Genomic DNA, 12,237 nt, shown 5'->3' on the forward strand with positions numbered 1-12,237 from the left:
GGGCGGTGCTGGCGGCGGGGTTCGCGGCGGTGGAGTACCTCGACCTGCGCGGCGCCGAGAACCTCGCGCCCCTTGCCACGCTCGACCGGCCGGCGCGGCTGCTGGCGGCGGCCGTGCTGGGGCAGGTCCGGCTCATCGACAATATCGCGGTGTGACGGAGGCGCCTCCGCCTGCTACCGGACGGACCAGCTTTCGGGCACGCCGATCCCGAGATCTTCAAGCTCGCTCACGAGCCGGTTGATCGCGGGGGCGATCGCTGCGACCATGCCGGGGGGCATCGGGAGTTCCGGTGTCACGTTGACCTGTCGCTCCAGCAGCGCCGGCGGGTAGTCGTGCGGCGGAAGGCCGAGGAAAGCCTCGATCCGGCGAATGAAGTCGAGTGGCGCGTCCTTCATGCTGTGATGGAAGCCGGTCTGAAGCGTCCCCGCGGGCAGTGCCGCGCGCATCCGCCGGATTGCCGCGGCGTAGTCGGTGTGCGGCCAGATCGCCTTCGAGAGCGCGAACGCGGCGAGTTCGCCGGCGCTCCAGGTTTCGAGCTTCTGGCGGTTCCCGGTCATGATCAGGTGGAAGCGCACATGGCTCCAGACCTGGTTGATCGGGTTGCGCAGGGTGTAGAGCACCTTGAGCCGGCCGGCGGCGCCCAGCGCCCGGCGCCAGCCGGCCTCGGAGAGAAGCGCGTTCAGGTTGGAGAAGTCGGCGACCCATGTCTCGCGCCGGCGATCCTGGAAGAGCGTCCGGAACCACAGGTCGTCCACCGGCCCCGAGAGGTAGCTTGCGAGCCAGCGGAAGTTCCGGGCGACGGTTGCGACATCGGCGGTCGCGGGCTCGAAGCCGGTGTGCAGCTTGGCGGCATTGAGCCGCCAGCGGTCGTTCAACACCTTGGGGTTCTCGTAGCGCGCATAGAAGTAGTGGATCTCCTTTTCCGGGGTGAAGAAGATCCCTGGATGGTGGCGCAGCACCGAGTAGAGCCAGGTCGTGCCTGCCTTCATCGCCCCGACGCTCAGGAAGAGGTTCTCGAAGAGGGGCGCGGACCCCGGAAGGTCGTCGATCTTGGTTGTGTCAGTCGGCATTGCGTTTCGCGGTCAGGGTTGCAGAAGTTCGGCCAGCACCAGTGCCATGACGCGGGCCGCGTCTTCCATGTCGGTGATCCCCACCCATTCGTCAGGCTGGTGCGCGAGGTCAAGCACCCCCGGCCCGTAGGCGATGCAGTTCTTCAGGCGGCCGATCCGGTCGATGTGCTTCTGGTCGTAGGTTCCGGGCGAGACGACATAGCCCGCGGCGCGGCCGAGTACCTTCTCGATCGCGGCGGCGGTGGAGCGGACGATGGGGGCGTTCCGTTCCGTCATCACCGGCCGCACCTCGAAGAGGTCGCGGACCTCGTAGTCGAAGGATGGCCTGCGGGCCTTCACCGACTCGAGCAGCGCCGTTACCTCGCGCTTCACCTCGGCGAGGTCCTCCTCGATCAGGAAGCGGCGGTCGATCACGATGCGGCAGCGGTCGGGGACGCAGGGCGCGGGCAGGCCGGTGTAGTCCTCGGCCTGTTCGACGGCGCCGCCGTGGATGGCGTTGATGTTGAGCGTGGACTGCCGCGCGCCCTCGGGGATCACCGGCATATCGGTGCGCTTGGTCGCGAGGAGCGGGAAGAGCGTCGCCTCCATCTCGGCCAGAACGGCGCCCATGTGGCGCACGGCGCAGTCGCCGAGGAAGGGCATGGAACCATGGGCGATACGGCCCTTCGTCTCGATCTCGGCCCACCAGACGCCGCGGTGGCCAAGGCAGATGCGGTCCTTGTGCAAAGGTTCGGGAATGATGACGTGCTGGACCCGGTCCGGCGAGAAGCGGCCCTGTTCGGCCAGATAGGCCACGCCGCCGAAGCCGCCCGATTCCTCGTCCGCGGTGGCGCTGATCTCGATTGCGCCCCGGAAGTCCGGGCAGGCGGCGATGAAGGCCTCGGCGGCGATGATCGAGGCCGCGAGCCCGCCCTTCATGTCGCAGGCGCCACGGCCATAGATCCGGTCCCCCTCGACCTCGGCGGTGAAGGGGTCGCGGGTCCAGCCGTGGCCGACCTCGACCACGTCGTGGTGCGAGTTGAAATGGACGCAGTCGCCGGCACCCTGACCTTCGTGCCGGGCGACGAGGTTCCAGCGCGGGTGCGTGGACGAGTCGCCCGGCGCGCCCCTGGCGCGGATCAGCTCGACCGTGAAGCCGGCGCGGCCCAGCCGTTCCCCGAGGTATTCGCAGATCTCGAGGTAGTTGAGCCCCGGCGGGTTCAGCGTCGGGATGCGGATGAGATCGCGGGTGAGCGCGACGAGATCGTCGCGGCGCGCGGCGATCCCGGCGGCAAGGCTTTCGGCGAGGGTCAGCGTCATGACGGGAGGCTATGCCGCGCGCGCCGGCCCGGCAACGGGTAAGGCCGGTTCCATTTGCGGGTGACGCGGGTGCGGCTTTTTGCGATAACGATTTCCGGGCGGGGGGCTGGATTTGCGTCGCCGCCGCCCCAGATTGTGAATGAGCTTAACATTCGGGGAGCCCCATGTCCGATTTCGATGCCCAGATCCTGGAAAGCCAGAAGCAGGTTGCCGAGACGCAGGCGCGGATATCCGAGCTGACGGGTCGGATCGAAGCGGCCGGGGCGAAGCTGAAGACCGGTGCGGACATCTCGATCGACATCGAGAACGCAACGCTCGAGGATGTGCACCGGCACACGGAACTGATGAACGCCAACATTGCCGAGCTCATCATGGGGCTCGACGACGTCACGGCGGGGTTCTCGAAGGACTTCGACGAGATGCGGTCCAAGACCGGCTGGGAAAGCTTCGTCGGCATCTTCTCGGACGCGAAGTCCGAGGCGATGCGCCAGGAGCGGCTCAGGGCGGCGACGATCGACGACAAGCTGCAGGACCTGATCGCAAAGTCCGACACGATCGTGAAGCTGCTCGAGGGCCAGCTTGCCGTCCTCAACGATCACAAGGGCAAGGTGGAGGCCAACCTGACCGCGACGCTGACCGAACGAGAAGTGACGGTGGGCGAGCTTGAGTCCGTGCGGTCTGCCATCCAGGCGCTCGATCCCAAGATCATCGAGCTTGAGAACAAGATCAGCGTCGAACAGGACGCGGCCGCGCGAACGAAGCTCGAAAGCGAACTGGCGGAGCTCAACAAGCAGCACAACGCCATGGTGCAGGACGAGCAGGTGAAGCTGGCGAAGTCCCAGACGCTGGAGCGTTACATCGAGAAGGGCAAGACCTGGGTCGACAGCTTGCAGAACCAGGCGGCGACGCAGATGGTGCTGATCAACAAGCTGCAGACGGATACCAAGCAGAGGGTCGTGCTCTATGACGCGCTGACGAAGAGCCTCAAGACCGCCCAGCAGCAGGACGTGGCCCACCGGATCAACGAGATCGGGGTGAAGACCGACCAGGAGGCGCAGGCGGCGATGGCCGGGATCGGCGCGGCCACGAACACGCGGATGGCCGAGATGCTGGAGAAGCACGAGGACCAGATGGTCTTCGCCCGCAAGGTTCTGGAGGAAAAGGCCAAGGCCGACGAGCGCTTCGCGCGGCGGTTCGCGGCGATCGTCGAGAAGCACGACAAGAACCTCTACGGTGGCTAAGTGCCCGAGCTTGACCTGACGACCGACCACAAGGCGCTCGACGACGATCTCGCCGCGCGGCGGTATTTCGCGAAGTTCGCGCGCATCACCCGCCACCTCGCCGAGGTCTCGGCGGAAATGGAGAGGGACCGGGCCCTTTCGGCCATGGACGGAGACGTGATCGAGAGCTACGTCGCGGCCATCGCCCGGACCTTCGAGGCGCTGAGCCTGAAGTACCTCGTCTCCGGCCGGATGGCGGGGATAGGGCAGAAGCACCTCACGATCGATCTGCACGAGAGCGGGTTTCCGGTCTTTCAGGAAATCGTGACAATGGCGAACGATGCCGCGCAGGCCGCGCGCCATCTTGCCGGCATGCCCGACACCGCGCGGCTGAAGGACGAGATGGTGCGCCAGATCCTCTCCGAACGGGTGGTGCCGACGAAGCTGCAATATGCGCTTTCGCAGCGGCTCTACTACGAGGCGCTGGCGGAGGGCGGGCTCTTCTTCGCGCAGATGCACCCCGCGGCCGAGTTCATCGCCGAGGTCAGCGGCGGACGGCGCGGCTACCTGCTCCACTGGGCGGTCTATGACAGCCAGCGGAACGTGCCGGTGATTCATCTCATGGAGGTGGTGGATTCGGCCCGAAAGGCGCTGCCTCTCGACGAAGGCCGCTGGCCCGGGGTGCAGGCGCATCTCATGGCGCAGTCCGTGGGGGGGCTGAAGCTCCTGACCATCGCCAAGGGCTTCGACACCGATTTCGCCGACCTCCACCCCAAGCGGCTGAGGCGCATCACGCTCGGCCCGATGCATTCGCAGGCCTTCACGCTGCAGACCGGCGCGATCCGCGATGTGCTGGCGGAAGCGAAGGCGCCCGACGGCGAGGACTGGGCGCTGGCCTGGACGGTGGAGGAACTTGAGAGCGAGCGCGTGGAGGTCGAGGAGGGCTGGTTCTCGAAGACCGAGCGCGAGGTCTTCCGGCTCGATCCCTTCGCGGGGCAGGGGGCGGAGACCGGGGCTACGCGGATCACCCGGTCGATCATCTTGCCGGAACGCCCGTTCCAGGTGCTGGCGGAGAAGGACCCGGAGGGGTTCCGCAGGGTGCGGAAGTTCGTGGTCGGACGCGACGGACGGGTGCTCGTCTCGGGCTGAGGCGGGTCGGGGGGTATTTTGGCAACGAGGAAGCCGGGGGTCGAGGGATGACTGCGCCGCGAAACGAGATGGAGCTGAAGGAAGAGGCGATCCGGGCGCATTATCCGGCCGCCGCCGCCTTGCTTCAGGGCCTCGACCATGTGCCGCGCATTGCCCGGCCGCAGGTGGCCGAGGCGGCCGTCGAACGGTCGCCCGGGGTCGGCGCGCGGCCGCGTTTCCGGTCCACCACGCCCGGCCTCGTGACCCGGCCGATGGGTCGCGCTGAGGGCGTGCGGCTTGTCGAGCGGATCGAGGGGATCGGCGGCGAGGACCCGATCGTCGATCCGGTTGAGGCCGCCGTCCTGCAGGCGCTGCGTCGTGCGCTTGCAATCGCACTGGCCGTGGGCGAGGCGTTTTCGGGACAGACGGGCCTTGCCGAACTGAAGCGCGGCAACCTGGAGAACCGGCTTCCCGCCGACCGCAAGTCCGAGTTCTCCGAGCTTCTGGCGGCGGAGGCGCTTGCCGTCCTTTCGGTCTTCGCCAATGCGACGGCCTTCCTCCTCGCGCCCCATGCGACCGAAGCGGTGGTGGAGATCGGGGCGGTGGAGGAGGTGCTGACCGACAATGCGCAGCTTGCGCTTCACGGCGCGCTCTGGGAGCTCGATCAGGACATCGCGGTCTTTGCCACCGAAGTGCCGAAGCTGGTGCCGGTGGTGCTGACCTATGCCGAACAGCTGATGGCGAAGGTGAAGCTGCGGGCGGACTCGGCCCCGCGGCTGCAGGCCTTCACCGGGGCAAACTACCGGGTGGAGGCCGACGATTTCCCCATCGCGGGCTTCGAGCCGGCGCGGAAGGCGCGCGGCACGGCGCTGGTGATGACCTTCAAGAAGCCCGAGGAGGTGGTCGGCAACCATATCGCCAAGTACCAGGCGATGCGGCTGGCGAAGATGCTGATGGCTTACGATTTCGAGCGGAAGCTCAACCCTTTTGCCGAACTGGGCGGCTTTATCTTCACCTTCATGGGCGACGGCAAGCCGGGGACGGGGAAGACGACGCTCATCCAGATGATGGCGGGGCTCCTGAACGACTATTGCAAGGTGGCGAACTATCCCTTCCGCTACCAGAACCTCTCCATAGACAACGTCGACAGCTACCAGGGCAAGTCGGGGCAGAACGCCAAGGCCTTCATCACATCCGTGATGGACCCGGCGGTGATCGGCTTCGGCACCGTGGACGACATCGACCAGGTGGCGGGCAAGCGCGGCGACCGGCAGTCCTCGGCGGGTCAGCAGGAGATCACCGCGGTCCTGATGGAGGCCTTCGCCGGCGCCAATACGGTGGTGCGCGGCAACTGCACCTTCGGCATGTTTTCGAACTTCCCCGAGAACGTCGACGACGCGCTGCGCCAGCGGGCCGGGGCGCGGTTCCTCGTCGACGGGCCGCAGACGCGGGAGGACTACATCGACATCCTCGCGCTGCTTCTGGGCAAGAACCACGCGATACCGCTCGGGCAGCACGAGCTTTACGCCGCGCAGGAAATTCAGCGGGCGGTGGCCGAGAGCTTCGAGAAGCATTCGCGCCCGATGGAGGACGGGCTGGTGGCGGTCTTCGACCGGCTGCGGCACGAGATCGGAGAACTGGACACGCTGGCCAAGCTCGGGACCTACCTGAAGGCGATCCAGGAGGCGGACGACCGCTTCACCGGACGCGCGGTGAAGAACATCACCGACGCCGTGAAGGTGCGGGCGATGGACTTCGAACTGCCGGACGAATGGATGGAGCAGCCGGAGCTGTTCCTGTTCAAGGGCTATGACGAGAAGAAGGCGATGATTTCCGAGCTGCGGAAGCCCATCACCGTCGGGATGGTGGTGCAGGAGATCAACCGCTACGCGGATTCGGAATTCCGATATGCCGACAAGTCGGACGAGATCGCCATCGAGGGGGCGGTGCGGGACATGCGGCGGATGGAGGAGGCGAGGCGGCGGTATCTGGAGGGGAAGGGGTGAAGAATGCCTTATGCGCGGATTTCTCTGCCGGCATCAACTGCAATTGACTCTATTTTGCCTTTCGCGATTGAGCTGGATCGCTATGTGCAGCATGATCGCCTAATAATAGATGTCCCTGAGCGCATTTTTTTTAGCCCATTTGTCATGCTCTTGCTTGGATCAAAAATTTCTTACATGAGAAAGAAGTACCCCGGACTTGTGGTGATATTTAACGGTTGGGAGAGGCATCCATATGCATCTCATATGGGGTTCTTTCACATGTGCGGCTTTGAGCATGGAAGGCACGTTGGCGAAGCCTGGGGAAGTCAACATTACCTTCCTATAACCAGGTTCGACAAATCCGAACTCATTGAGAAGGAGTTTGACAAACTTGAGGAGATGCAGGATCTCGTGCAAAGGCGCGCAGATCGAATCTCCGAAGTCCTTTCCCGAGACACCTTGCACAGGTCGGCGCTGTATAATGTTCTTTCCTACTGCATTCGGGAGCTGTTTCGCAATGTCTTTGAACATGCCGAGGCCGACGATCTTTATTATTGCGCGCAGTACTGGCCAAAAAGCGGGAAGGTAGAGTTGGCAGTTAGCGACTACGGTGTCGGAGTGCGGCGAGCGCTTTCTCGAAACCCAAACTTCAAATTTACGCAAGACAAGGAAGCGCTGGAGTATGCGTTGTTGCCAAGCGTCTCGGGAAGAACTCAGGAGCCTAGACGGTCCTCTGTCTGGTTTAACTCAGGTTATGGCTTATATATGACTAATCGTCTAGCGCGAAACGGAGGAAGTTTTTTGATAGCAAGTGGCGAAAGCGCCATTTGCCTAACCCCAAAGTCGAAGACGAACTTTCGAACTTCTTTTAAAGGGACAATTCTTCGCGTAGGTATGAATGTTGATGCTATCGGCGATGTCCAAGCCAGACTTGCTGAATTTCGTCGTGAAGGTGCGATGTTGGCGTCGAAAATTGCGGGGTCGGGAAACCGACCGCCGTCCGCTATGTCGATGCTTTTGCGCCGCGACTACCACTAGTTGAGGACGCCATGATCCACCTCATCCAAAAGGGCCTGATGTTCGGCAACCTCTTCGCTGTCGAAAGCCCGGCTCTCATCGAACGCTACAACCGCGCGCTGAAGGCGCTCACCGGCAAGACCACGGCCCTGACCGATTTCCACATGGATATCTCGGGCTACAGCCCCGAGATCGGCGATGAACTCGGCGACCATCTCTACCTCAACAAGAACGGCATGAACCGGCAGTTCATCCTGCTGACGACCGACCAGAAGGACGCGCCGCTCCTGAACGCCAAGTTCTCCACCTCACGCGGCATTCTCCGGCGTTTCATCGAAGAGAACGAGGCGCAGCTCTTCAGCCTGACCGCGCGGGACGCGGTGGCGGGGGAGCTTGAGAACACGGTCTACGAGCTGACGAGCCCCGCCCGCCTCTTCGACATCCGCCGCATCACCGTGGTCGCCGACACGACCGGCAATCACCTCGCCGAGGCGGAGAAGCTCGCGCGGCTCGTCGAGCGGTTCCGCACCGAGGAGGACGCCTGGTGGGACGACTTGCTCATAGCCGAGATGATCCAGCTTGCGGAGAAGACCGGCGACGTGACCCGCAATCCGGTGGCGCTGAAGGCGACGACCTATGACCAGGGCAATTTCTGGACGGCGCATTTCGGCGGCCTCTACATCTTCCGCGACCTCGACCATCCGGCGGCGATCTCGGTCGGGCCGAAGGAGGCGCTGGGCCAGCTTCCGGTCAGGTATGCCTTCGACCTCGGCGACCGGAACCAGATCGCCAAGTTCCTCGAGATCAACGACCTTGCCGAACCGATCGTCAGCGCGCCGGGCGCGGACGCGTCGGCCATCCTGCGGCAGAAGATGGATTTCATCGTCGTTGCCGCGGCGGCGGAGCTCGGGCTCGACATCGGCCACGGATCGCGGCGCGACCTGAGGCAGGCGGCCGCGGCCCTCGGCGCGCGGCTCCCCGAGGCGTTCCAGGGCCTCGCGGCGCTCCTGCGCTGGGTGGAGACGGGCGGGCCCTGGCCGCGCATCACCTCCGCCCATCCGTCCTATTTCTACACGCTCCGCGCCAAGGCCCACGCCGACCGCGACCTCGTCAACATGCTCCTGGCGGAGCTGTCGCCGCTCGACGTGCGGCAGCTCTTCATCTGCCACAAGGAGCTCTTCTACCACCTCTACCGGTCCTGGCCCGAGGCGAAGAAAGAGTACGTCGCCGACTATCTCGAACGCGAGTACCAGATCGACAAGGCGGGCGCGCGGGCGCGGCTCTTCGGGCCCGAGCCGGGGATGGAGGAAGCGCCGGCGATCCCGGGCTGGTCGCGGCCGGGGCGGGGCGATATCCTCGATGCCGTCGGCCCCTGGGGCGCCGTCCGCAAGGAGAGAAGATGATCGCACTGCTGCGCCTTGCCATCGTCGGCGTCGTCGGCCTGTCGGTCGTCTATCTGCTTCTGTGGATCTACGCCCGCTCCGTCCGGCGCGAGGAACTGGAGAAGGAATGGGCCGCCGACCATCCGGACGGCGGCGATCCCGATGCGCGGGAGGCCTATGTCGAGACCGGCGTGACCGACTACGAACCGCGGCTCCGGCGGCGGCTCATCCTCTTCGTCTTCGTACTGCCCGCGGTCGCCGTCGCCGCGATCCTCTTCGTGACCAACTACCAGTGAGGCCGAGATGCGCTATGTGAAATGGACCTTCATCGCGACCCTCGCGGCCGTGGTCATCGGCTTCCTGCACTACACGCTGCCGCAGCACGACGTGGTGCGGATCGTCGGCACCTACCAGGAACGCCAGGACCTCAGCGACTGGACGCGGATCTTCTGGGCGACGCCCGACGATCAGGCGACGGGGCTCATCAACCGCGACGTGCAGTTCATCCAGGCGGTGAAGGCGAACGGGAAGGAGGTCGTCTACCGCAACGAGGATACCGGCTGGTCCTGGCCGCCCTATTTCAAGTTCGACACGGCGAACCTGCTGGCCCGCGCGCAGGACATGATCTCCACCTCCGAAAACCCGAAATGGGCGGTCGTCACCCATTACGGATGGCGCAACATCTACGTCTCGTCCTTCCCGAACGCGGTGAACATCAAGCCGGTGGCGGGACCCGACGTGACGATCATCCCCTGGTTCAACATCGTCTTCTTCGTCATGCTGGCCCTCCTGATCTTCATGCTCCGCCGCATGTGGCTGCAGTTCCGCGAACGCGCGCTCGATCCCGCGCTCGAGGATGTGGGCGAGGCCTGGGAGGAGGTCGAGGGACGCGCCGGCCATGCCGCCGACGAGGTGCGCGGGGTCTGGGGCCGGTTCAGGGCGTGGCTGATGACCTGGAAGGGCAAGCCGCGGGGCTGACCCGCGACGCGATCCGGGCACTGGCCTTCCCGAGGTCGTGCCGGGGTGTAGCGAAACACGTGGCGATCCGCTTCGGGGCCCGGATCCCGTATCCGTTGCCGCCCCGGGTCAGGCGGACCGGCGCGGGAATTTCAGAATGTGAAACGGAAAGTTGCCGGAACCGACACGACAAGATGCGCCGAACCTCGCCTTCCCGCTCGACACTACGGGGGAGGTTCCGTTAACCTCTCGTGGCTCGGCCTTCGGCCGTCGGAGATTGTGTGAGTTGAATGAACCGATACCGGCCCTTGAGGTCCCTCCTGCCGGCCGTCGCGCTGGCTGCGGCCTTGGGCTGCGTCAGGTCTGCCGCGGTGGGCGCTGAACCCGTGATCTGGTCGTGCCGCGTCGCCGCGCCGGCCGCGTCGGCGGCAGACTTCTGCCCGGCCATCGGCGCGGCACTGGAGACCGGCCTGCGCAACCGCGATCCCGACCGGGCCGTCGCGGCGCTTGCGCCTGACGCCCCGGTCGATGCTGCGGCGCTCAACCTCGTGATAGAACTCGTCACGGCAAGTGACCGGAGTCTCTCGGCGCGGCTCCTCTGGCAGGTGCCGAACGCCGACGGGCAAGTGGCCGGTCCGGTCCTGACGCTCGATGTCGTCGACAGGTCGCTTCACGATGCCGACCTGCGCGCCACGCTCGCGTCACAAATCGCTGCCAATCTTCTGTCCCACGGCGGAGCACCGCTGTGACGCTGTGCGCCGCCGGGATTATTCGAGACATACGTCGTAGCAAGGGGTGAATTTTCATGTGTACGGTTTGCATGGCGTCGCGCGCGCCCGGTGTCGAGTGTGATTACACCTACGCCGGTCCCGCACAGCAGATCCTGACCGAGGTCGGGGATGCCGCGGGCAGCACCGCCACATCCTACGTCATGGCGGTCGGCGACACGTTCAACGGCGCCCTCAACGCCAACGGCGACGACGACTGGATCCGCATCGACCTGACGGCGGGCGACATCGTCCAGATCGACCTCGCGGCGACGACCTTCTTCGACCCCTATCTGAGGCTCTACGATTCCTCCGGGACCCTTATCGCCGAAAACGACGACAACGGCGTCTCCGTGAACTCCTCGCTGACGTTCCTGGCGCAGACGAGCGGGTCCTACTACATCAGCGCCCGTTCGCTCGGCGACAACGAAACCGGCACCTACGCTCTCTCCGTGACGAATGGCAGCCTACCGCCCGCGGGCACGGTGGACGAGCTCGCCAGCTACCTGACCGACGGTTACTGGACCCGCCGTTCCTTCGACACGACCACCGACAACACGCTCACCGTCAACCTGACGGCGCTGACGGCAGCGGGCCAGCAGCTGGCCCGCTGGGCGCTGGAAATGTGGGAGGGGGTGGCCGACCTTCAGTTCGTCGAGGTCGGCGGCACCGCCGACATCACCTTCGACGACAACCAATCCGGCGCCTTCTCTTCCTCGGTGACGAGCGGCGCGACGATCGTGTCGTCCACCGTCAATGTCGACGTCAACTGGCTCACCTCCTACGGCACGGCCATGGGAAGCTACAGCTTCCAGACCTATCTGCACGAGATCGGCCACGCGCTCGGCCTCGGCCACCAGGGAAGCTACAACGTCTCGGCGACCTATCCGACGGATGCGGTCTTTGCCAATGACAGCTGGCAGATGTCGGTGATGTCCTATTTCGACCAGATCGACAACACCACGGTCAATGCCGACCTGGGCTATCTCTTCGGCCCGATGCTGGCCGACATCCTTGCCATCCAGACGCTTTACGGTGCCCCTTCGGGCACGGTCGTCTCCACCGGGAACACGGTCTACGGGGTGGGCCATACCCTGACGGGCGCGCTCGGGCAGCTGTTCGACGCGATCTACGTCACGCCGAACAGCGCGGTCTACGACGGCGCGCCGCTCGCCTTCACGATCCACGACGTGGGCGGAACCGATACGATCGACTACAGCGACGATACCGTGGCACAGCGGGTCGACCTGACGCCCGAGGCGATCTCGGACGTTTACGGGCTGGTCGGCAACATGGTGATCGCCCGTGGCACGATCATCGAGAACTACGTCGCCGGCAGCGGCGACGACAGCGTGACGGGGAACGCGGCGAACAACGACCTGCGGGGCGAAGGCGGCAACGACAGCCTGCTG

At 65.1% G+C, this 12,237-nt stretch carries 12 protein-coding genes; 10 read left to right on the plus strand and 2 right to left on the minus strand.

Going from position 1 to position 12,237, the window contains the following annotated elements:
• Nucleotides 1-155, plus strand: a 155-nt coding sequence (locus F9K34_RS13045) for a pantoate--beta-alanine ligase (protein WP_291337415.1), incomplete at its 5' end; no start/stop codon positions are given.
• An 18-nt stretch (nt 156-173) separates the two neighbouring features.
• Here the strand turns inward: F9K34_RS13045 and F9K34_RS13050 are convergent.
• On the minus strand, nt 174-1,070 hold the full coding sequence (locus F9K34_RS13050) for a sulfotransferase (RefSeq protein WP_291337404.1): 897 nt from the start codon (nt 1,068-1,070) through the stop codon (nt 174-176).
• A gap of 12 nt (nt 1,071-1,082) precedes the next feature.
• Nucleotides 1,083-2,369, minus strand: a complete 1,287-nt coding sequence (locus F9K34_RS13055; protein ID WP_291337405.1) for an acetylornithine deacetylase/succinyl-diaminopimelate desuccinylase family protein — start codon at nt 2,367-2,369, stop codon at nt 1,083-1,085.
• Between the two features lie 164 nt (nt 2,370-2,533).
• On the opposite strand from F9K34_RS13055, the gene F9K34_RS13060 reads away from it, so the two are divergent.
• From F9K34_RS13060 to F9K34_RS13100, 9 genes are all read left to right on the plus strand, one after another.
• Nucleotides 2,534-3,610, plus strand: coding sequence for a hypothetical protein (locus F9K34_RS13060; RefSeq protein WP_291337406.1), 1,077 nt, complete (start codon nt 2,534-2,536; stop codon nt 3,608-3,610).
• A complete protein-coding gene (locus F9K34_RS13065; protein ID WP_291337407.1) occupies nt 3,611-4,738 on the plus strand; it encodes a hypothetical protein in 1,128 nt (375 codons plus the stop codon). It begins immediately after the preceding gene.
• 47 nt (nt 4,739-4,785) lie between these two features.
• On the plus strand, nt 4,786-6,723 hold the full coding sequence (locus F9K34_RS13070; RefSeq protein WP_291337408.1) for an AAA family ATPase: 1,938 nt from the start codon (nt 4,786-4,788) through the stop codon (nt 6,721-6,723).
• A gap of 3 nt (nt 6,724-6,726) precedes the next feature.
• Entirely contained in the window at nt 6,727-7,740 is a 1,014-nt protein-coding gene (locus tag F9K34_RS13075) for a hypothetical protein (RefSeq protein WP_291337409.1), read from the plus strand.
• An 11-nt stretch (nt 7,741-7,751) separates the two neighbouring features.
• Nucleotides 7,752-9,122 carry a DUF6638 family protein gene (locus F9K34_RS13080; protein ID WP_291337410.1) on the plus strand — a complete coding sequence of 457 codons (1,371 nt, stop codon included), beginning with the start codon at nt 7,752-7,754 and terminating at the stop codon, nt 9,120-9,122.
• Nucleotides 9,119-9,397: a hypothetical protein gene (locus F9K34_RS13085; protein WP_291337411.1), complete on the plus strand. Its 279-nt coding sequence runs from the start codon at nt 9,119-9,121 to the stop codon at nt 9,395-9,397. The genes F9K34_RS13080 and F9K34_RS13085 overlap by 4 nt, the downstream gene beginning before the upstream one ends.
• Before the next feature lie 7 nt (nt 9,398-9,404).
• A complete protein-coding gene (locus tag F9K34_RS13090; protein ID WP_291337412.1) occupies nt 9,405-10,079 on the plus strand; it encodes a DUF1523 family protein in 675 nt (224 codons plus the stop codon).
• 350 nt (nt 10,080-10,429) lie between these two features.
• Nucleotides 10,430-10,807: a hypothetical protein gene (locus tag F9K34_RS13095; protein WP_291337413.1), complete on the plus strand. Its 378-nt coding sequence runs from the start codon at nt 10,430-10,432 to the stop codon at nt 10,805-10,807.
• A gap of 71 nt (nt 10,808-10,878) precedes the next feature.
• Nucleotides 10,879-12,237: M10 family metallopeptidase C-terminal domain-containing protein (locus F9K34_RS13100; protein ID WP_291337414.1), on the plus strand; the 1,359-nt coding region annotated here is incomplete at its 3' end.

The sequence above is a fragment of the Albidovulum sp. genome, from assembly GCF_008933605.1.
GTDB lineage: Bacteria > Pseudomonadota > Alphaproteobacteria > Rhodobacterales > Rhodobacteraceae > Albidovulum.